The sequence below is a fragment of the Nocardia sp. NPDC051750 genome, assembly GCF_044453135.1.
Classification (GTDB): Bacteria; Actinomycetota; Actinomycetes; order Mycobacteriales; family Mycobacteriaceae; genus Nocardia.
In genome coordinates this window covers 110,946-131,645 of the sequence record NZ_JBITCK010000008.1, presented here as the reverse complement: position 1 = coordinate 131,645, position 20,700 = coordinate 110,946, and the positions used below count along the sequence as shown (strand labels likewise).

Annotated in this window: 23 protein-coding genes; 11 read left to right on the top strand and 12 right to left on the bottom strand. The window is 66.2% G+C overall.

What is annotated here, in order from left to right:
- Positions 1-97: 97 nt before the first annotated feature.
- Positions 98-307 (bottom strand): DUF397 domain-containing protein, encoded by a 210-nt coding sequence (locus ACIA75_RS31625; RefSeq protein ID WP_397110622.1) that lies wholly within the window; start codon positions 305-307, stop codon positions 98-100.
- A complete protein-coding gene (locus tag ACIA75_RS31620) occupies positions 304-1,188 on the bottom strand; it encodes a helix-turn-helix domain-containing protein (RefSeq protein WP_397110620.1) in 885 nt (294 codons plus the stop codon). The genes ACIA75_RS31625 and ACIA75_RS31620 overlap by 4 nt, the downstream gene beginning before the upstream one ends.
- Before the next feature lie 326 nt (positions 1,189-1,514).
- Between ACIA75_RS31620 and ACIA75_RS31615 the strand changes: the two genes are divergently transcribed.
- Together ACIA75_RS31615 and ACIA75_RS31610 are read left to right on the top strand one after the other, a co-directional pair.
- Positions 1,515-1,658, top strand: coding sequence for a hypothetical protein (locus ACIA75_RS31615; protein WP_397110618.1), 144 nt, complete (start codon positions 1,515-1,517; stop codon positions 1,656-1,658).
- Between the two features lie 173 nt (positions 1,659-1,831).
- On the top strand, positions 1,832-2,026 hold the full coding sequence (locus ACIA75_RS31610; RefSeq protein ID WP_397110616.1) for a hypothetical protein: 195 nt from the start codon (positions 1,832-1,834) through the stop codon (positions 2,024-2,026).
- 60 nt (positions 2,027-2,086) lie between these two features.
- On the opposite strand, the gene ACIA75_RS31605 is transcribed toward ACIA75_RS31610, so the two are convergent.
- Together ACIA75_RS31605 and ACIA75_RS31600 are read right to left on the bottom strand one after the other, a co-directional pair.
- Positions 2,087-2,776 (bottom strand): hypothetical protein, encoded by a 690-nt coding sequence (locus ACIA75_RS31605; RefSeq protein WP_397110614.1) that lies wholly within the window; start codon positions 2,774-2,776, stop codon positions 2,087-2,089.
- A gap of 51 nt (positions 2,777-2,827) precedes the next feature.
- Positions 2,828-3,397: a DUF3558 domain-containing protein gene (locus tag ACIA75_RS31600; protein WP_397110612.1), complete on the bottom strand. Its 570-nt coding sequence runs from the start codon at positions 3,395-3,397 to the stop codon at positions 2,828-2,830.
- 122 nt (positions 3,398-3,519) lie between these two features.
- On the opposite strand from ACIA75_RS31600, the gene ACIA75_RS31595 reads away from it, so the two are divergent.
- Entirely contained in the window at positions 3,520-3,708 is a 189-nt protein-coding gene (locus ACIA75_RS31595; RefSeq protein WP_397110610.1) for a helix-turn-helix domain-containing protein, read from the top strand.
- A gap of 240 nt (positions 3,709-3,948) precedes the next feature.
- Here ACIA75_RS31595 and ACIA75_RS31590 read toward each other — a convergent pair whose 3' ends face one another.
- Complete coding sequence (locus ACIA75_RS31590) at positions 3,949-4,851, bottom strand: LysR family transcriptional regulator (protein ID WP_397110608.1); 903 nt, start codon at positions 4,849-4,851, stop codon at positions 3,949-3,951.
- Positions 4,852-5,006: 155 nt separating this feature from the next.
- On the opposite strand from ACIA75_RS31590, the gene ACIA75_RS31585 reads away from it, so the two are divergent.
- Positions 5,007-5,879, top strand: coding sequence for an aldo/keto reductase family oxidoreductase (locus ACIA75_RS31585; RefSeq protein WP_397110606.1), 873 nt, complete (start codon positions 5,007-5,009; stop codon positions 5,877-5,879).
- A gap of 80 nt (positions 5,880-5,959) precedes the next feature.
- Here ACIA75_RS31585 and ACIA75_RS31580 read toward each other — a convergent pair whose 3' ends face one another.
- On the bottom strand, positions 5,960-6,865 hold the full coding sequence (locus tag ACIA75_RS31580; protein ID WP_397110604.1) for a LysR family transcriptional regulator: 906 nt from the start codon (positions 6,863-6,865) through the stop codon (positions 5,960-5,962).
- Positions 6,866-7,005: 140 nt separating this feature from the next.
- On the opposite strand from ACIA75_RS31580, the gene ACIA75_RS31575 reads away from it, so the two are divergent.
- Together ACIA75_RS31575 and ACIA75_RS31570 are read left to right on the top strand one after the other, a co-directional pair.
- A complete protein-coding gene (locus ACIA75_RS31575; RefSeq protein ID WP_397110602.1) occupies positions 7,006-8,256 on the top strand; it encodes an FAD-dependent oxidoreductase in 1,251 nt (416 codons plus the stop codon).
- Between the two features lie 61 nt (positions 8,257-8,317).
- Positions 8,318-9,580: an MFS transporter gene (locus ACIA75_RS31570; protein ID WP_397110600.1), complete on the top strand. Its 1,263-nt coding sequence runs from the start codon at positions 8,318-8,320 to the stop codon at positions 9,578-9,580.
- 147 nt (positions 9,581-9,727) lie between these two features.
- Here ACIA75_RS31570 and ACIA75_RS31565 read toward each other — a convergent pair whose 3' ends face one another.
- Complete coding sequence (locus ACIA75_RS31565) at positions 9,728-11,236, bottom strand: MFS transporter (protein WP_397110598.1); 1,509 nt, start codon at positions 11,234-11,236, stop codon at positions 9,728-9,730.
- A 91-nt stretch (positions 11,237-11,327) separates the two neighbouring features.
- On the opposite strand from ACIA75_RS31565, the gene ACIA75_RS31560 reads away from it, so the two are divergent.
- From ACIA75_RS31560 to ACIA75_RS31540, 5 genes are all read left to right on the top strand, one after another.
- A complete protein-coding gene (locus ACIA75_RS31560) occupies positions 11,328-12,050 on the top strand; it encodes a TetR/AcrR family transcriptional regulator (RefSeq protein ID WP_397110596.1) in 723 nt (240 codons plus the stop codon).
- 24 nt (positions 12,051-12,074) lie between these two features.
- A complete protein-coding gene (locus ACIA75_RS31555; protein ID WP_397110594.1) occupies positions 12,075-12,350 on the top strand; it encodes a hypothetical protein in 276 nt (91 codons plus the stop codon).
- Positions 12,347-12,745: a PIN domain-containing protein gene (locus tag ACIA75_RS31550; RefSeq protein WP_397110592.1), complete on the top strand. Its 399-nt coding sequence runs from the start codon at positions 12,347-12,349 to the stop codon at positions 12,743-12,745. Before ACIA75_RS31555 ends, ACIA75_RS31550 begins: the two co-directional genes overlap by 4 nt.
- A gap of 321 nt (positions 12,746-13,066) precedes the next feature.
- Positions 13,067-13,648, top strand: coding sequence for a GNAT family N-acetyltransferase (locus ACIA75_RS31545; RefSeq protein WP_397110590.1), 582 nt, complete (start codon positions 13,067-13,069; stop codon positions 13,646-13,648).
- A gap of 27 nt (positions 13,649-13,675) precedes the next feature.
- On the top strand, positions 13,676-14,530 hold the full coding sequence (locus tag ACIA75_RS31540) for a hypothetical protein (protein ID WP_397110588.1): 855 nt from the start codon (positions 13,676-13,678) through the stop codon (positions 14,528-14,530).
- A 3-nt stretch (positions 14,531-14,533) separates the two neighbouring features.
- On the opposite strand, the gene ACIA75_RS31535 is transcribed toward ACIA75_RS31540, so the two are convergent.
- From ACIA75_RS31535 to ACIA75_RS31515, 5 genes are all read right to left on the bottom strand, one after another.
- A complete protein-coding gene (locus tag ACIA75_RS31535) occupies positions 14,534-15,550 on the bottom strand; it encodes an SCO2521 family protein (RefSeq protein WP_397110586.1) in 1,017 nt (338 codons plus the stop codon).
- Positions 15,551-15,627: 77 nt separating this feature from the next.
- Positions 15,628-16,623 (bottom strand): SCO2522 family protein, encoded by a 996-nt coding sequence (locus tag ACIA75_RS31530; protein WP_397110584.1) that lies wholly within the window; start codon positions 16,621-16,623, stop codon positions 15,628-15,630.
- Between the two features lie 66 nt (positions 16,624-16,689).
- On the bottom strand, positions 16,690-17,640 hold the full coding sequence (locus tag ACIA75_RS31525; protein WP_397110582.1) for an SCO2523 family variant P-loop protein: 951 nt from the start codon (positions 17,638-17,640) through the stop codon (positions 16,690-16,692).
- A gap of 4 nt (positions 17,641-17,644) precedes the next feature.
- The gene (locus tag ACIA75_RS31520) at positions 17,645-19,489 is read right to left on the bottom strand and encodes an SCO2524 family protein (protein WP_397110580.1); all 1,845 of its coding nucleotides are present in this window, start codon (positions 19,487-19,489) and stop codon (positions 17,645-17,647) included.
- 161 nt (positions 19,490-19,650) lie between these two features.
- Complete coding sequence (locus ACIA75_RS31515) at positions 19,651-20,697, bottom strand: CaiB/BaiF CoA transferase family protein (RefSeq protein ID WP_397110578.1); 1,047 nt, start codon at positions 20,695-20,697, stop codon at positions 19,651-19,653.
- Between the last annotated feature and the right edge of the window lie 3 nt (positions 20,698-20,700).

The following is a 20,700-nucleotide window of genomic DNA, read 5'->3' as shown; positions in this document are numbered from 1 at the left end:
ACCGACGCAGACAACCGGGCTCACAAATACGACAAACCCCGCCCCCGGGCTCATCTCATTCCCGGGGGCGGGGCCTTCTCGTTGGGTTCGTTGTCTCTCAGGAGGTCGGCTCGAACCCGCCACCATCGACAGCGGCTGTGAACGAATCCCACGTGGCAGGACCGAACACCAAGGCAGGGCCGGTGGGGTTCTTCGAATCCCGCACACCCACCATTCCGCCGCGCAGGTGGGCGACCTCGACACATTCGTTGCCACTGGCGCTACGGGTGCTCTTGAACCACACTGCTTCGGATAGGTCGATGCTCATGCCCGGTACTCCCTCGCCGTCGCCTCTATGAGGCGCTGTGTTTCTCCCTCGTCCAATGCTACTTGCAGAATGGACCCGCGAGCCGCCTGATACTGATCGATCTCGCTCGGCTTGTCCAGGTACAACGCCCCCGTGAATCCCTCGACGTACACTACGGGCGGTTCGGTCAACACCGGATTCATGTGGTCAGGGAAGACCAAGTAGATGAAGTGCTTCGCCGCCAATCCGAGGTGGCCTGGAGCCCCGAACGGCACGACTCGCAACGAAATATTCGGCAGCGCACACATCTCGGCAAGATGGCCCAGCTGACCTGCCATGCACTCGGTGTCACCAACGGGCTGACGGAGTACGGACTCACTGAGGGCGACCTCCACGGCGAAGCCCGAGGCATCATGCAATCTCTTCTGACGCCGTTCGAGCAATGCGAGCTCACTGTCGAGATCGATCGACCTTCCAAGCGGCTCCGCAATCTTCCACAGCGCACTTCGGTAGGCCCGGGTTTGAAGCAATCCCGGCACAATCATGGTCTGCCAGGTGAACACCTCCCGCGCCGCCTGCTCGAGGCCGAGGTACATTTCCGCCTCAGGAACGACGGCGTCGGCCATCGAGTGCCACCACCCGTCCTTCCGGGATTCGTCGACAAGCCACAGAAGTTCGCGGCGGTCGTCCACGCTCGCTTCGTATGTGTCGCAGAGCGCGTTGATGACCATCTTCTTGGTCTCGCTGTTACGCCCGGTCTCCAAGCGCCACAGGGTTTGTGCGCCCATCTCGCAACTGCGAGCCGCCTTTGCCCGCGTCAGCCCAGCCAACTCACGTAGTTCACGCAGGCGGCGGCCCAGGACGCGGCGCGGCAGAGTCGGTGGGTTCGGTTCGATCGACATAGGGCGTCACCTTTCGTTAGCGTTACTCGGGGTTATGTCATGTCGAATGGAACAGTCGAACTGCGTGGAATAACCGATCCAGCCGGATCAAATCCATTGTGCGACCGAATCTTACGATCCTCTCCACATTTTCGGAAGCGGATGATCTACTGATCCTGCCGAAAAACGAAAGAAACCCTTCCGCCACGGAATCTTCCACCGCGGAATGCTCCACGACGACGATTACAGGACCCCCGGAGCTCTACCCGTCGACGCCTGTCCCCCGACCCTGCGAGGTACCAATGATATTCGGATTGCCGGTTACCGACCACCGGCGCATACCGGTCATGACCGTGCCATACGCACATCTCGTCATGCAAGCGCATATTGATTGTCTGCTGATCGCTTGCCCACTCAAACGGCAGGCAAAGGCCCGGCTCGTCGAAGAACGCCGCCTGATCCCCGGCGATCAGGAATTCCTGGGCTACTGACCGAATTCATCCAAAGGAAGATCTGCAATGACGGATAAACTACCGCAACGGATTCCTTATGGAATATCCATTCCGGACGGACCCATATGGAAATCTCCGGCAGATATCGCAACCCTCACCCGAATCTCCGATGCCCTGCATCGGTGGCAACCCCCCCGGACGAAGGCGGCACAGTGACCGCTGAACAGAGTCGTCCCGAAATCTCCGCGGCCTTCGATGTGCTCGCGGAACGAGCCCGGAACTCCGGATACCAACTCATCCGCGAACCACACACGCCGGCCGGTTGGGCGCTGCTGGACGCCGCCGACGGCGAATATCTGCACACGGCAAGCTCCCTCACCGAAATCGCACGCTACCTCGATGAATGACCGCACTCCCAACCCAATCCTGTGGGCCTACCCCGTCCCTCGACGACCCGGCGCCGCCACTCACCCCACCCGAAGCCGTGGCCTGCGTAGCGACCCACACAGATCGGCACCGGCTCGCCGAGGCATCGAGAATCGAGGTGCGGTATGGCTCGCCGCACGCAGCGAATTCCCCTGGGAGGTGGCGTTGTCCCCGATGAGGGCGGAACGGTTACGGGCTCCCCCGGACCTCGACATTTCGGACGCGGCACTGCCCTCGACGCGGGTGCGGCAGTCACGCCTGCTACCAGGTGTCCGGCTCATCCTCACGGAGGCGGCGCATCGCACGGTCGATCCACTCGGCGAAACCGGCCGCGAAATCCGGTGCGTGTACCGCTGCGCGATCACGCGGTGCATCTCTTGAATATCCTCGACGATTTGGTAATGCTGCTCCAAGATCGCATGAACATCGTTGCCGTCACCCGAATTCTGCGCCTTGGTCCGGAAGCGATTCACCATGACATCCGCGGAGGTAAGGCCCTCGCTGTTCTCGCCGAGGTCCCACCGCTCGCGTTTCCAGATCTCCTGCGCAGTTCGCTGAAGCGCACGGATAAGAAGCTTGAACCTCTCACAGTCCCGCTCCATAGAGACGAACTCTTCAGCGTTCACCCGGATCGCCTCAGGTGATCCAGCACCCAGATTCACCGATAGCCGGCCCTCTCGCGCCTCCGTCAGCAAATCCTCCAGCGGACGCGGCGGCAAATCCTCGCTCACAGCCCACTCCCTCCGTTATTCCAACCCATTCCATACCACCGAATCCGGCGCTCACGCATCCGGGATCAATGGGGCCACTTTCTCCGCCAAGCCCAGCGCCAAGCCACACGTATCCAGATGCCCGGTCTTATCGTTGGACGCCGGATTGTCCATCGACAACTCCAGGCTCCCCCCTGCCATTTCCACATAGAACGTGCAAGACGCCCGCACGTCGGGATCGTCCGCCGCGTCCACGGCCATTGCCGCCCGGCCATCGACCGTGTACTCATGCCGCACCACGAACCGGTCGTTGTCCCGCACCACCGGCAAGGTCAGATTCGTAGTGGTGATCCCCACCGCGTAACTGTCCGGTGCCACGTAACCGCATCCACGCCATTTAATTCCCTGGCCGCCGTCCACGTTGGAGTCGAGACCATCCGGCACCAAGCTCTCCGACGCCAGAATCTCCGGCGGAATATCGGTGCACGGATCGAAGGATGACGGCGCCTCCGCCGCGATCGGCAACCCGGTGGTCGTGGTCACCGGCGTCGCCGTGCCCTCACTATCGGTCCCGCACCCCGCGACCAGCAGCGCAATCCCCGCGCCACACATCATCCCCCGGATCGCCCGAACAGCGGTCACCACAAACCTCCCGACACCGGTAGTCCAGTAATTCGAACGGGAACCGATCCGGCTCCGATGCCCCAGCATCGCTACTTCGCGAAACAGGATTCGGCAGCATCCTGCCGATGAGGAGAGCTTGGATGGATAGCGTGCAGCGTATCGGTGCCGAGATTCGCGCAGCCCGCCGCCGGTACCGGCTCACCCAAGAGCAACTGGCCGAGCTCGCCGGGACATCGACGCGCACGATCCGCGATATCGAGCCAGGAACCGGCGCGACCGTAGCCGAGGTCGCCGATGTCTTGGGCCTCACGCTGAGTGTCACCGGATGACAAACCTCGAGCGCCACCGGACGATCCGCGCCGCGGATGTGTAGAAGTCCGGTCAAATAGCCGCCCAGCCGATCAAGAGCTCAGGCGGGACAGTCGAATTCCGTTCCTCGAGCCGGCTTCGATCGGCTGCCCTTCGCTGGCCCTCCCCTACGTCGTGTGGAACGCGAACTCGGTTCCGTCGCGGCGAGTTACAGCGGCTGTGATCACTGTGCATATCGGGAACCGCGACAAGGGTGTGTTCTAACCGGCGAATTCGTGATCTGCGATGGCAACCGGGCCGCCGGCACCGCCGAGATTCAACTGTTGAGCTGTTTCCACGAGTCCGGCCAGTGTCTCGGAGCGGGTACCCGCGGGCCAGGCGAGGAGGGTGGTGGCCAGGGGGGCGTCGAGGACCGGCACCGCGACGTGTTCCGGCCACTGCCAGGCGCGGCTGGATGCGGGGATGACCAGGAGTGTGCGGCCGAGTGCGACGAGTTGGGCGAGCTGGGATTGACTGCGGACCTCGGGGCCGGGACCGGGTGGGTAGGTGTAGTCGTGGCGGGGCCAGCGGGCGATGGGCAGGTCGGGGACATCGCTGACCTCGGCCATCGTCAAGCTGGAGCGCCGGGCGAGCGGATGTGCCGCCGGCACGATGGCAACCTGGCCTTCGGTGAGGATTTCGGCGCTGTCGAGGCCCGTCATCACGTCGAATGGGGCATGCATGATGGCCACATCCGCGCGGCCGTCGCGGAGGAACTGGCCCTGCTCACCGATCTCGCACAGCAAGACATCGATGTCGACAGCGCCGGGGCGGGCGGCATAGGCGTCGAGGAGTTGTTTCAGCAGCTCGTGGGACGCGCCTGCTTTCGTGGTGAGCACGAGGGCCGGTTGCGCGGCAGCGGCGCGGCGGGTGCGGCGGACAGCGGCATCGACGGCATCGAGTGCGTTCCGGGCCTCCGTCAGCATGGTCTCGCCGGCGGGGGTGAGCGCGACTCCGCGGCGATCCCGTTCCAGGAGAAGGACTCCCAGGCGACGTTCCAGTTGCTGGATGGCGCGGGACAGCGGCGGTTGCGCCATCGTCAAGCGCTCGGCGGCGCGGCCGAAATGCAGCTCTTCGGCCACCGCGACGAAATAGCGCAATTCACGAGTTTCGAGTCCGTCCACACCACCAGTATGACCCCTGATACCGGTGCGGTATCAGGCCGGATCGGACCGGTCTTGGACAGTGCCATCCCACCGCCCGCACCATTTCATCGGAGCGCCGAAACGGAATCTGCCCGAGCCGTGAGGCGCTTTCCCGATCCCCCGAAAGGCACACGGTGAACACGACTTCCCTTCCCGGCGGCACTTGGACCCTGGGTGATGCGACGGTTACGCGGTTCGGCTACGGCGCCATGCAGCTCGCCGGACCCGGAGTGATGGGCCCGCCCGCCGATCGCGACGGTGCCCTCGCCGTCCTCCGCGCCGCCGTCGACCTCGGCATCACGCATATCGATACCGCGGACGCGTACGGTCCGCGCGTCACCAACACTCTCATCCGCGAAGCGCTGCACCCGTATCCCGAATCGCTGCACGTGGCCACGAAGGTCGGGGCGACCCGGGACGAGCAGGGCGGCTGGCCGCCGGCGCGCCGGCCGGACCAGCTGCGCCGCGCGATCGACGAGAACCTCGAAGCTCTCGGGGTCGATACGCTGGACCTGGTCAATCTGCGCCTCGGTGACGCCACCGGACCGCAGCCGGGCTCACTGTCCGAGGCGTTCGAAACGCTCGCCGAACTGCGGCGGCAGGGCCTGATCCGGCATCTCGGGGTCAGTAATGTGACGGCGGAACAGGTCGTCGAAGCCCAGGCGATCGCGCCGATCGTCTGCGTGCAGAACATGTACAACCTCGCCTACCGGCACGACGATGAGCTCATCGACCGGCTCGCCGCCGAGAGCATCGCCTACGTACCGTTTTTCCCGCTCGGCGGATTCAGTCCGCTTCAGTCCGAGGCGCTTTCGGCCGTGGCGAAACGGGCGGAGGCCACGCCGATGTCCGTCGCGCTGGCATGGTTGCTGCAGCGGTCGCCGAATATCTTGCTGATCCCGGGGACCTCGTCCGTGACCCACCTGCGGGAAAACGTCACCGGTGCCGGTATCGCGCTCAGTGACGAGGACGTTGCGGAATTGGAGAACATCAGCGTCCGGGCGTAATGCCGGCACGGCCGCCTTCGGCGCAGGCGAAAGTTACCGACTTCCGCCTCGCGATACCGATTTCCGGGACCGGTCGCGGTTCAGCCGATCGCGCCCGCGCTGTTCGCCGACACGGTTCGTGCGTATCGGGCGATCAATTCGGCGCCGGCTTCGACCGCGGCGCGGGTCCGTTCGGGCCGCACCAACCAGGTGCGCATGGGGAAGGCCGGTTCGACCAGTTCGATCCACGGCCAGCCCGGGAGGAGCCGGTGCGCGCTGGCCTCGCTGAGCAGCACCGCATGGGACCCGGTGACCTCCGCGCAGGCCAGCGCGTTTTCGACGAACGACGCGAACTGCCAGATCGGTGCGATACCAGCCTCGTAGGCGACCGAGATCAGGCGGTCGTGTTCGGCGGGGATTTGCTCGCGGGCATGGGCCAGCACGCGGAGGTTGTCGAGTTCGGCCAGCGGGCAGGTTTCCCGTTCGGCCAGGGGATGATTCGGCCGGACCGCGAGGCCGAAGGGTTTTTCGAACAATTCGGCCGAGTGCAGGTTCGACGGTGGGTTCTGGTGGACGAGGCCGATATCCAGCCGGCCTTCCTGAACAGACCGCAGTTGGGCGCTGCTGTTCGCATCGCTGAAAACTATTCGGATATCGGGTGTTTCGTCGCGGAACGCATGGATCAGGCCGGTGAGCCAGTCAGCCGGAAGACCCGGGGGCAGGCCGATGGAGATCAGTTCGCGGGCAGCGGAGGCCGAGCGGGCGACGTCGCGGGTGGCGGCCGCCAGGCCGAGTAGATGGGCGGCGTGCTGGTAGAGCGCCGTGCCGGCGGGGGTCGGTTCCACGCCGCGCGGTACGCGGTCGAGCAGGTTGATACCGCATTCGCGTTCGAGTTCTTTGATCTGGCGGGTGAGCGCCGGCTGGGACATGACAAGGCGGTCGGCGGCGCGGGAGATCGAGCGTTCTTCGACGACTGCCACGAAATATCTGAGATGGCGTAACTCCACCCCGTCAGCTTGCCATACCCAGAAGGTATACCCGGTCGCCGGAATGGGCATTGGACGCCGGATAGAGGTATCGCAGAGAGTTGTGACTCAGTCCACAGGTGTTCCCCGGCGACTCGCCGGGCAGGGATAGGAGCTCAACGGTGACGCTCACTGAGCATGTCGATGTTGTGGTGGTCGGCGGTGGCGCCGGCGGTATCGCGGCGGCGGTCGGGGCCGCGCGGAGCGGGGCGCGGGTCCGTCTCATCGAGCAGTACCCATTCCTGGGTGGCGCGGCGACGAACAGTTCGGTGCTCACCTTCTGCGGTTTCTTCGATCAGACGCACGAAACGGTGGTCGCCGGGGTCGGCGGTGAGGTTCTGGACCGGCTGCGGGCGCGCGGGGTGTACACCGAGAAGGTCATGGGCTGGACCGGTAACCGGATCGTGCTACTGGACGCCGAAACCACGAAGATCGTCTGCGACGAGATCGTCGCCGATGCGGGGGTCGAAACCCGGCTGCATTCCACGCTGATCGGGGCGACCAGGCGGGACGGGGCGATCACCGAGATCGAGGTCGCGCATCGGGGCGGCACCGAACGCCTCACCGCCGACGCCTTCATCGACGCCAGCGGCGACGGGGCGCTGCTGGCGCTCGCCGGGGCGGCGGTGCGCACGGTGGACCTGCCCGACCGGCAGACGAACACCCTCGCCTGCCGGTTCGGCGGAGTCGCCGAGGACGCCGACCTCTCCACCGACGGTATGCGCGCAGCGGTGGCCGCCTATATCGAGGAAACAGGTACCGGCCTGCCCCGCGACCACGGGATCGCCGTCCGGCTGCCGGTGACCGGTGAGGTGATGGCGCTGCTCGTCGACGAACATTTCGACACTCTCGACGCGCGGCAGTTCAGTACCGCGGAAGCCAGTGCCCGCGCGCAGTCATGGCGCTATCTCGACGCGATGCGCAAGGGTATGGCCGGGTGGCAGCAGGCCTACCTGGTGACGTCCGGGCCGCAGATCGGGATCCGGGAAAGCCGGCGGCTGGTCGGCGAGACCATGATCACCGCCGCGGATGTCCGGCAGGCCCGCAAGCGCCCGGACGAATCCATCGGACGATGCGGCTGGCCGATCGAGGATCATGCCGGGCCGGGCGTGACGAATTACGAGGAGATCGATGGCGGACGCTGGTACGACGTCCCCTACGATGCCATCCGGTGCGCCGATACCGGCAATGTGTGGGGTGTCGGCCGGTTGACCAGCTCCGACGACGAGGCGTTCGCCTCGGTACGGGTGATGGGCACCGCCTTCGCCACCGGGCACGCCGCGGGAATCGCCGCCGCGCAGTACAGCGAGGGCCGGCGCCACGATCTACCCGGCATCCGCCGCGCCCTGCTCGCGCAGGGGGCGATCGTATGAGCCGGCCGCACGTGACACCCCTGCCTTTACTGCCCACTTTTTGCGAACCGGAGCACCGCCCATGAGCGTCCAGCACTCCCCTGCCTACCGGTGGGTCGTCCTCACGATGTGCTGGGCCGCCTTCACCATGACCTCGGTCGACCGGTCGACCTGGGGCCCGGCCTCGGCGTCGGTGAGTGATTCCCTGGCCGTGCCGATCGCCGCCATCGGTATCTTCGCGACCTGCTACTACATCGGCTACGTCGCCTCCAACGCCTTCGGCGGGTTCCTCACCGATTGGCTCGGCGGGCGCATGATCCTGTCGCTCACGGGGCTGGTCGCGGGTTCGTTCATGATCGTTTTCGGCACCATCGAATCCATCACCGCGGGATTGATCGTGCAGGGCATCGTGGGGTTGTTCGCCGGCGCCGACTACGCGGGCGGGCTCAAACTCATCGCGACCTGGTTCACGCCTGCCCAGCGTGGATTCGCCATGGGCGTCTTCATGACCGCGACCTCACTCGGCACCGTCATCGCCAACGCCGTCGTGCCGCGGCTGATCGAAGCCTCGGGATGGCGCGAGTCGTATCACGTGTTCGGCATCGCCACGGTCGTCATCAGCATCCTGTGCTTCGTGCTGCTCCGGGATCGGCCGCACGGTCAGGAGCGGCAGGCGGAACAGCCGAAACCCCGCACCAACGCTCTGCCGGACCTGCGTCCACTGCTGCGCAACCGGGACCTGCTCCTGCTCGCCGTCACGGGCTTCGGCGGACTGTGGGGTACTTACGGCTTCGTGACCTGGTCGAACACGCTCATGGTCAAAGCCAACGGGATCGATCCGATCGACGCTGGAACGGTTCTGGTCATCTTCGCCGGGGTGGCGGTCGTGGCGAAGCCGATGGTCGGCTGGGTTACCGACCAATTCCGCCTGGGCCAGAAGTTGCCGATCATCGTGATCCTCGCCGTCTTCGGCGCCACCCTGCTGACCTTCGGGTCGCTGTCCAGCCTCACCCAGTTCCTGTGGTGCGCGCCGCTGCTGGGCCTGGGCGCCTACGCCTACTCGCCGCTCACTGCGGCGCTCACCCCGGCCCTCGCCGGGCGGGATCTGGTCGGGTCGGCCGCCGGCGGCGTGAACGCGGTCTGGCAGCTCGGCAGTGTGGTGGTGCCCGCGGTCGTCGGCTTCGTCTTCCACGCCACCGACTCGTTCTACGCGGCGTTCATCGTCCTGGCGATCGGCCCGTTCGTCGGCGCGGCCACCTGCTGTTTCATCCGCTCGGACCGACCATCGAAGGGGGTCGGCGGTGCTCTGACGACCCAGGACACCGAGCACCGCGTGACGGTATGACCGGCGCGTGACCGCACCACATCGACCCCACCTCCGGACGGACCGGCCAGAGGTGGGGTCGCCTCGTCGGGAGGCCCCACCGCGATACGCGCCTTCCTGCGCGATCCGGCCGCCGCGGTGGCGCCGCCTGAGCCGGGCGATACCGGCTCAGGCGTGGGTGACCGGGTGTTCCCGATCGGCTGCCCGGGTCCGGCGCGGGAGACTGATGAGCACGACCACCGCCATCACCAGCAGCACGGTCGCGCCGACCGTGGTCGCCACGTGCATACCGCTCACGAAAGAATCCCGCGCGGCGTGCACCAGCGCCGGATCGTCCTTCGCGAACTGAATGGTTTCGCCGATGGTCGGGGCGAAATCGCCGCCGGAGCGAAAGATCACCGCCGCCAGCGAGCCGAGCAGGGCCAATCCGAGCGCGTTGCCGAGTTCGAAACTGGTTTCCGAGATGCCCACCGCGGATCCGGCCCGCTCCGGCGGCACCGACGAGACAGCCACCTCCGAGACCAGGGTGAACACGATCCCGTAGCCGACCCCGGCGATCGCCGACCCTGCCACATACCAGCCGACGCCGGCGTCCACGCCGATACCGAGCAGCATCAGGTTGCCGACGGCGGCAGCGACCAGCGCCGACGCGAATGCTGCCCGGCCACCCAGCCATTGCCCGACCCGCGAACCGGTCATCGAGAACACGAACACCGTGACGGCCATCGGGATACCGAGCAGTGCGGCGGCCAGCGGGTCACGGCCGGTGACCGATTGCAGGTAGACACTGGACAGATAGCTCAGCCCGGCCAGCGACATCATGCCGGCCAGGCTGGACCCGATCGCGACCGAGAACGGGCCGTGCCCGAACAGGCGCAGGTCCAGGAGCGGTTCACTGATCCGCCGCTGCCTGCGCACGAACACGGTCAGCAGTGCGCCGCCCACCAGTGCCGACACCAGCGCCACCGCGTCGATCCCGAATTCGGCGGCGTGCTTCACCGCGTACACCACCGGCAGAATGCCGCCGATCGACAGGGCCACACTCGGCAGATCCAGTGGGCCCAGTTCGGTGGCCCGGTGTTCGGGCAGCAGCAGCCGCCCGAAGACGAGCAGTACCAGCAGCACCGGGACGTTGATCAGGAACACCGACCCCCACCAGAAGTGGTGCAACAGCACCCCGCCGATGATCGGGCCGACCGCCGAACCGCCGGCGAAGAACGCGGTCCACACCCCGATCGCGGTGGCTCGCTGCCGGGCGTCCGGGAACAGGGTGCTGATGAGCGCCAGACTGGACGGCAGCAGGGTCGCACCGCCGAGACCCATCAGCGCCCGCGCCGTGATCAGCACCGCGGCACTCGGCGCGAAGGCCGCCAGTAGCGAGGCGATCCCGAATACGACCGCACCGGCGAGCAGGATGCGCCGGCGGCCGATGCGGTCGCCCAGGTTGCCCATGGTGATGAGCAGACCGGCGATGAGGAATCCGTAGATATCGAGGATCCACAGTTGCTGGGCGGCCGACGGGTCCAGGTCGACGGTCAGGGTCGGCAAGGTCAGGAACAGCACGGACATATCCATCGACACCAGCAGCACCGGCAGCACCAGGACGGCCAGACCGAGCCAGGCGCGTCGCGAACCGCCCGCCTCCGGCGCGGCGTGCACTGCCTCCAGGTTCGTCATCAACGGTTCCCTTTCCCTGACGCGTACGGCGTACGCATGATCCGGGGTACAGTGTACGCATGTCAGATCCGAGGCCGGAGTCAGGTGCCCGATGACCGAACCGAAGCTCACCAGAGCCGCCATCATCGATACCGCCATCGACCTCGCCGATACCGACGGACTCGACGTGCTGTCCATGCGGCGGATCGCCGACCGGCTGGGCGTGGGGGCGATGTCGCTGTACCGGCATATCGCGAACAAGGATGTCCTGATCGCCGCCATGGCCGACGAGGTGGCGGGCCGCTATCCCTACCCGGCCACGGAGGGTGAGAACTGGACCTGGCGCGACCGGGTCCGAATCGCCGGGGATATCGACTGGGAGCTGTACCAGCGGCATCCGTGGGTGCTCCTGGCCTTCGCGACCCCCCGCTACGGCTTCGGGCCCAGCAGCCTCCAATGCCTGGCTTGGCTCGTCGAAGGTTTCCGCGAACTCGGTGTCTCGACCCACAAGGCAACCGAGATGTCGTTCGCGGTCTGGAACTACATCTCCGGCGCCACCCTCCCCCACATCAGTTCGGCGCTACTGGCCCGCAAGGGAGTCGACGACTCGGACGACAACGGGCTTCGTGCACTACTCGCCGGCAACCCGGTCCACCCGACCCCACCCGCGCTCGCGGAACTACACGGCACCGGCGACCAATTCGCCCAGCTGGACCTGCTACACCTCGGGCTGACCGCACTGTGCGACGGTTTCGCCCTGCGCGCCGGCCGACCCGCCACCCCATCACCGGCTGACCACACGATCCGCCCTGCCAGACCACCGGTTCATAAATAGCATTTCAAATGCTACATTTTTCTCATGGACGCTGATTTTCCTCCTGGCGACGGACCCACCAGCGGCATTTCCGTCAGCCTGACGGCTGGAACGTTGCAGGCGATCCGCGAGCGGGTGGGCAAACGAGGCTTGTCTGCTTATCTGGAGCAGGCGGCACAACGCCAGATCGAGCGCGACAACCTCGACGAGCTGATCGCCGACTTCGACGAACACAACGGGCCGGCCGACCCCGGAGCAGTAGCGGCCAAACGCGCCGAGTTGACCGGCGCCACCGACCCGAAGTCCGGGACAGCCGCGTGAGCGGAGCACTCATCCTGGACAGCGAAGGCCTCGCCAAAGCGGTGAAACGAGACCGAGAAGTCCACGAATGGCTCACCGCCGCCCGCGACGCGGACATGCCTGTCGTCACCTCGGCCGCCGTCCTGGTCGAAGTAATTCATCCCAGGATCAACGACGCCGCCCTCAAGTGGACCCTGTCACGCGTTCGCGTCGAGCCGGTTACCCAGACGCTCGCCCAGTCGGCCGCCGCCTTGCTACGAGACGCGAGCCTACACGGCCACAAGTACGCCATCGACGCCATGCTCAGCGCGACCGCCCTGGCCCAACCCGGCCGCGTCACGATCCTGACCTCCGACACCGACGACATCGGAACCCTCACGGCTGCCCACCCTCGGGTCATCACCGCAAAGGTCTGACCCGCCCGCTCGCCCCTGGCTCGCGAGTTCATGGCACGCCGGGCTGCGCAGACGACCCCGACCGCGCCGCACCGACGAGCCGATTCGCACCCGTGGAGGCTGCTCGATAGCTGCTCGGGCCCGAGGGCGAATACCGCCGGGACCGAAGTGCCGGGAAAGTATCGACGATGCAGATGAGGCGTATTACGCTGGCGCACAAGCTATTCTGCGGCAACCGGGAAACTGCTCACTTTTCTGGACGGACCTCGATCACCGATGCACACTCTATATAACAACGACGTTCGGCGCGGATAGCCGAGCGCGGGGGGTGAGGCAGCAAATATGACCCGTCGACCAGCAGACCGGCCGCAGTTCATCGACGGAGCTCCACTCACCGCACCAGGTGAGGGCAGGCTCCGGTCCGCGCGACTGGAGGACCTGCCCATCCTGTCGGAGATGGAAAAGGCCCAGTTCGCCGACCTGGCCTATCCGTTCTTCATCCTGCGCCAGCTGTTCGAACTGCACAGATCACACTGGGTCGTCGCCGAAAAGCGAGGTGAAATCCTCGGGTACGCCGTGGTCGGGGTCGACGGGCGAGGCTGCGCCTGGGTGCTGACGATGACTGTTTCCGAACGGGCCCGCCGCAACGGTATCGGAACTCGCTTGCTGGAACACGTATTCGATCGATGCCGTGACGCACAGATATACCGCGTCCGCCTCACCGTACGTCAGGAGAACACCGCTGCGGTCAAGCTGTACGAGAAGACGGGCTTCCGGCAGATCGAGCACGACCTGAACTATTTCGGCACCGACGAGCCACGCGATGTGCTCGAACTCCGGTTCGATCCCGCCCCTCGGCGCTGGGAAAACTCCGCGCCCGACGGCCACCGCTGGGTCAAACACCCACGCGGCCCGCAACTCTGACTCATCTACTCGGTTCGAGGGGGCCTTGTGCCGGATAACAGCAGCGACCAGATCCCACCCGCGGTACGCTCCATGATCGACCTCATCGGTCGCCAATCCGCTCACTACGCGCTGCGTCTGGACGAGCTGGGGACTGTCCAGGCCGACGGCAAACCACTCACCGAACGGAGTCTGCTAGCCAATTTCCATCAGCGGGTGGAACAGGTCGTCGTCGAATACGAGAAATCCAATGTTCCGCCGCGCGGTGATGCCCTCGTATTCGAGCAGGTGCACCGGCCGAGCCCGGAAGATCCCGACATTCTGCACGGCCCGGCCGCGACCATTCGGAAACTGCTCGCACTGGAGGTGGAGTTCCGCGGGCCACGCCGGCTCAGCGGTACGCAGAACATGTATCTCGCCGAACTGTACGAAGTGATCGGCGGCGTATTGAAAGAGAGCGGGTTGCCCGCGCACGCGGCACTCGCCTACAAACGCGCCACATACTGTTTCGATGTCGCCGAAGATGTCACGGCCCAGGACCGCTGCCGCCTGGCACGGGCCCGGGCCAAGCGGCAGGCGACCATACCGCGATGGCGACGGATCCCGGGATTCGTCTCGGATATGTTGTGCGGATACGGGTTCAAACCTTTCCAGCTGCTGGCCTGGATCGCCGTACAACTCGTCCTTTTCACCGGTCTGTACTGGATATTGCAGGGAGACGAACTGACCGGGCACTCGCTGGCCGATGCGGCCAGGGTGTGTTTCACCAACTATCTCAATCCGATGGGCGTCGACAACCTCAACGCCCGCACCCAGGTTCTGTTGCTGGTCGAATCCTGGACCGGGATCATCTTCCTGTCGGTACTGTTCGCTCTGCTGGTGCGGCGCTGGTTCCGCTTCTGACCCTCACAGTGTGTTCTCGTACATGGCCTTCCATGTCGAGACGAGCAGCCGGTTGCGCATATGCCCGACCGTGCGAAGCCACTGCGCGGCCAGGTCGGGTTCCTCGGCCAGCTGAGCCCACAAATTACGCAGACCCGCCGGGGTATGGGCGCCGGGAACCCACAGATGCGCGAGATGTTCCAGTACCGGGGCGAGAATATCCACGGATTCACCTGTACCCGGACCTGCCAGGTCCGCGCGCTCGACGGCGTCGGACGCAACGGTCAGCAGCCAATCGTGGGCGGCGAGATCCTCACAGAAGCGTTGCACGGCATCGAGTTCCGGCTCCGTGGGCACGACGATCAGCGCCGTCCTGGTCAGGTCGTCGTGTACCCGGAACGCCACCTGTGGCCGCGTGAGGTCGCCGACGCGGGCCGCCCACCGCAGCCGGAGCGTCCCCGCTCGGAGGGGGGCCTCGTTATCCAGCCGGCGCAACCCGATCCGGCCGAGGAGCCGGTCGGTCGGCGAGGTCAGGTCGAGTGTCGCCGAGCTCGGACGGTCGCAGAGGAACCCTTCGGCCAGGCGTGCCGGTGTCTCCTGGGTGACCCTGGTCATCACCTCGAGGACGCCGACCCGGCTCAGATAGTGGAACCACCCCTGCCGCTTGTCCGATGCCGAGCGCGTTATCGCGCACCGGGCCGAAGTCTGCACGATCCGCCCGCCCACCACGGTCGCGCGCAAGGCGATGGTGCCGATCGCGCGCACCGCCGGATGACTGGCGACAGCCAGCCCGCAATCCACCCCCTCGGCGACCGGCGGCGAAATCCCCAGCGATACCGGCCGTTCCCGCCACCGCACCCGATGGTCCGGGCTGAATTCGAGCAGCTCCCGGACCTCCCCGTGCTGCAGGGCGGTGGCCGTGGGCAGCAGGGCAGTGCTCACCTCACCGACCATCGCGAGGATGCCGGGCAGCGCCGGCGGCGGCACCGGCGGCGGCGGAGTGCGCGGTTGGCCGGCCGCGGCACGGGCGAGAACCCGCACCGCCCGGCCTCTGCCCTGTCCGCGGGCAGAACGGCGGGCAGAGCCACGCGGTGGCTCTGCGGCAGCGGATCCGCTCATCAGGACCCGGCCAGCAGATGGTGCTCGAGCCGCTCCGCGACCCGCCGGGACACCGAAACGTTCTCCCTGCTGCCCCGCGCGACCACCTGTTCGACCACCTCGTGGTCGAGCTGGATGTGATCGAGAATGACCCGGACCGCATGTTCGATACCAACGTAGCGCATCGGCAGAATCGACAGCGAACGGTAGGCGGCGAACGGTTTGGCGTTCTCGTTGAGCTGGATGACCGAAGGGAGATCCTCCCAATGGCCGGGCCACCGCTGCCCGCTCCACAGCTGCGGTTCCACGGGCGACCGGCCCTCGTATCGCAGCATGCCCAGCCGCAGCAGTTGCCAGATCGCCGCCAGATACGGACACGACCATTTGGGGGTGCCCACATCCGGGTCCGGGTGGTCCCACATTTCGACATCGAGGAATATCGAATGCCCCCGGCGGCCGAATTCCTCGGGCGGCCGATACTCCTGCTCGGGATGCATTGCCTGCCCGGGTTCTCGATCGGTGGCCCGTATTCCGTTGCACAACCACCCGGACTCCGCGGTCGGGGGCCGACGGCCGTTTGCTCCCTGGTAGGGCTCGGCGACGATCCGGTGCCGCACCATTTCGGCCAAGGCTATCGCGGGCGTGCGCACGATCCCGTCGCGAACGACCTCGGGAACATCTGCGCACCCCGCTTCCCGGGCCAAATAGTCGATTGTCAGTCCACATTCGGCGGCCGCGCCCAGGATTTTCTCGAGGATTACGCCCGGGTCGGTATCCGGCCGGAAGTAGTCGTCGACGAGAAAGCAGGTGCTGACCCGGGCCCGCCCCCCGAACTCGGCCTGCGCGGACCGGGTGAACGCGTCGAGCAGTGGCACGACACGCCGGAACTGCTGCTGAATCCGATCCACCCCGTTGATCAGATCCTGCATCAGGAAGTGGCCCACCTCGACCGATATATGCGACAACGGCACACGGCGATCTTGTCCGAGTTCGCCGGCTTCGCTGTAAGCTGCCACATTCTCCACGTGGTCGGATGCCTGTTCTGCGAACGATGTCGCGGTCGAATGATTCGGGACGACTGGCTAGTTCAGTGGAACCCAGGTACGCGGGTCGAGCAACCGATCACCGAGATGGTCGAAAGCCTCGACGGTCGAGCGATTGGCGATCTGCTTCTGCACGTCGACGTCGAGGATCAATTGCTCCCGCCACTGCAGCATCGGCTCGACCGGAATCGTACCGAGCAGGGAACTCGCACCGATCTGCAACTCACCGGCGAGTTCGTTCAGGATCCGATCCTGCCGGTGTAACCATGCGGCCTGCGGGGCCGCTCCCCCGCGGATTCGATCGACCTGGGGCACCGCGGTCCGCACGAAGCGGATATTGCTCAGCAGTTCGTCGCGATCGTGCCCGGCACGTTCCCCGCATTCGAGTAGTCCGTGGGGACCGTAGACGAGACCGCTCGCGGCATAGATGTGCTGGCGTGTCCACCGATGGAATACCAGCCAGCGCGCGGTCCGCGCGGCCAGCACCCCCTGCGCGGTGGCGTTCAACACGATGTCCAGGGCGATGGATCGACCCGCACTGAGATCGACGATCGACAGATCGAATTCCTTGTCCACCGTATGCAGCAGCCGGACGCATCGTTCGACCAGCTCCGGGTCCCAGCGCCGATCGAACTCACCCCCGCCCTGATCGCCGGGAAACAGCACCAGCTGCCCGCCTCGGCCACGCCTGCGACGAACATCCTCACGGTCGGTCCGATCGCGGACGTTGATGCGGGCCGGTGCGCCTCCCGTTCCCAGCAGGTACGCGTGCAGCCCGACGCCCTGGCCGGCACCGGTGCTCCGATCGACTTCGGGCGCGACTCCGCGCTCGTAGCCGCCGAGCTCGAACAGGGCACCCGCGGTGGGTGACCCGAAATCGAAGTCGAGATAGGCAACCCGCTTGCCCCGGGAAGACAACCGATACCCGAGATTGCAGCTCGTCACCGAGCGCCCGGTGCCCCCCTTGTCGGATGTCGCGAAGACGATCATGGGATCACATATTCCTCGTGGCGTCTCGACGTCCCGCGGCGAGCTCGTCGAGTTCGCGCAGTGCGTCGAGCGTGTGCACGAAGGCGGTCGCCGCGTCCTCCCGGATCAGCCGCCGGGCCTCGTCGATATGGCGTTCGACGCCATACAGCGCCTCCCGGTTGTCGGAGTAGTCGTCGATCCTGACTCCGAGCATCTCCTGGTCGAAACGGTGTTCGGCGGTATTGAGCATGATCCGCGCCATCGACTGCAGATCGGGCCAGTTCGGTGGCGGCTCGCGGTAGGTGCGGTCCGCGGCGACGAAACACTCGATCATGCGCTCGGTCATGTACCACGACGGCCGTGTCTCGGCACTCTCCTGATGGCCGGCGAACGCCCCGGCGGGATCGTCCCACAGGCCGACCGCACCTTCGCGCAGAATACGAGCACTGAGATGGTCCATGGTTGCCTTCGACAGCTCCATGAGCTTGTCCCGCGCAGCGACGTTGTTCGACAGGCGGGCCGCCTGCATCGTCCGCTTGAGCAGTACCGCCGCGAAGTCCGATACCTGCCACTGCAGCGGCGGGCCGCTGTCCACTTCCTCGGTGCCTCGCAGGGCGAGCAGGACACCGGGCTGATGCAACTGCACCGCCGGATCGCCGCGCATCGGACGCCGGATGATCCGGCCCCGGCCCGCCAGCTCGTCGAAAATCGCGACGGCCCTTGTCAAATCGTCATCGGACGCGGTCCGGGCGACGAGATCCTGGATCAGCACGGCGGAAACGATGAGACTGTAGTAGTCGGACTGCTCACCGTCGGAGGTCTCCCACGGAATGTCCTCCAGCGGCCAGCGACCGTCACCGAACCGGGCCACGTTCGACCAGTAGCGCTGGGTCAACTCCCAGCGGGTGCGCAGCGCCTGCGCCAGCCGGTGCTGGGTTTCGTCGAGCAGGCCCAATTCACCGGCACGCGGGGAGACCAGGTCGTTGATGCCGTCGAGTGCCACCACGGTGAAATAAAGATAAGGCCGTGACTCGGCCACCCCGGGAGCATCCGCGATCGGCGCGGTCACGAAATCGACGGGTGAGGCGTCGTCCGCGATTCCCCACGTCCAGCCGCACTCGAAGAGCAGGGAATCGTCTTCGAGTTCTTCGACCGCCTTGTCCTGCCCGAGCGCGATATCGCTGCGCAGGCGGGCCCGGACCCGCGCGAGGCCGGTCCGGATACCGGCGAGCACTGTCCGCTCGGTGTCTCCGGACTGGTTCAGCATGCGCAGGACGGCCTGCCCCTCGGGCGAGGCCGGGCGGAAGGTGTTGACGACGAAGCTACGGACGAGACCGGTCATGGCGGCGGTGAGCCTGTCACTGAGACGGGCCGACAACTCTTCGATCTGCACGGTGGAAGCCCCCGGCCGGACCCGGGCCCGGTAGTCGCGCAGGAACCGCAGGCCGGCCATACACAGGGTCAGCGACATCGAATAGGAGTCGACGATATCGAGCCGCTGCTGCACCTCGGTCGGTGGCCGGTCCTCGCTCGAGCGCAGATAGCTGCCCCCGGCGAAGATCGGCTGCCCGTCCGCCGCCGAATTGTTATCGAGATAGGACGCCAGCAGCGATACCACGAAAGCACCGATACGTGTTGTGCCGCCGATGGGTTCGAGGACGGCTTGCACATCCTTCTCGATACGGTCCGGATCGTGCAGGGCGAACACGTCGATTTCGGTCGCGGGGTACAGCAGGCAGAGCAACTGCTCGGAGTCGCTGATCGAGTTGACCGAGCGAATCCCGCCCCACTGCCACTGCTCGCCGTCCCAGCAGGCGTCGATCATCGCCTTCCAGATTCCCAGAATCTGTTCTCTCGGTTGGATCCTCATCCGCCGGCGTCCTCACACCCCTCGTAGCGGTCCACCGGGCTCCCGGTCGCGTGATGCCGACCCGGCCGGCGATTGTGGGCAAAAGATAGCACGCCGAATTCCATCGTATGCCTTGACATCAGCGGATGGTCCGGCTTTCCCGCCTGACGGGTCCGGCTGGGCTATTCCCCGAAGCGGCCGTGTTCGCCGAGGCGGGGTGGCGGGCGATAGTCGGGGGTCCAGCCGGATACCCGTATCGGTGAGGCGACGAGGCGGTGCTCACCCGCCCGGACAACCATTTCGGGGGTCGCGTCGAGAGCTTCGGGCAGGGTACGGACCGCGGCAGCGGGGACCCCGAGGGCCCGGAGGCGCGCCTCCCAGGATGCGGCGGTGTCGCCGGCCAGGGCCGCGGTCACCAGGGCCAGGACTTCGTCACGGTGGGCGGCCCGGTCGGCCATGGCTTCGAAACCGTTGAGACCCGCCTCCTTTGCGAAGGATTTCCAGAAACCGTCGTGGGTGACGAAAAGGGCCAGGTAGCCCTCGGCGGTCGGGAACAGCTGGGCGGGAACGTAAAACGAGTGGGCGCCGTGCGGGCGGCGTTGTGGCTCGATGCCGTTGTCGAGGTAGGCGGCGGCGTGGTAATTCAGCTGAGAGAGCATGACGTCGCGCAGGGATACGTCGATCTGGCCGCCCTTGCCGGAGACGATCTGGGCGAGCAGGCCGAGGGCGGCGGTGAGGCCGGTGGAATTGTCGGCCGAGGAGTAGCCGGGCAGCGTGGGCGGACCGGCCGGATCGCCGGTGAGGGCGGCAATGCCGGTGGATGCCTGGACCACGTAGTCGAACGCGGGGTCATCACCGTTGTCCAGGCCGAAGCCGGTGAGGGCGACGCAGACGATGCGCTCGTTGTGGTGACGCAGCGCCTCGTACGTAAGGCCCAGTTTCCGGATCGCCGAGGGTTTCAGGTTCACCAGCAGGGCATGGGATTCGGCGGCCAGCTCCCCCAGCTGCCGCTGTCCGGCCGCCGAGGCCAGGTCCAGGCAGATACTGCGCTTTCCGCGGTTGAGGCTCGCGAAATAGGAGTCGCTGACATTGCGGGAGATATCCCCGGCCGCCGGTTCGAGTTTGGTGACCTCGGCGCCGAGGTCGGCGAGCATCATGGTGGCGTAGGGGCCGGCCAGCATGGTGCCCACCTCGAGCACCCGGATACCCGCCAACGGCCCCCTATTCATAGA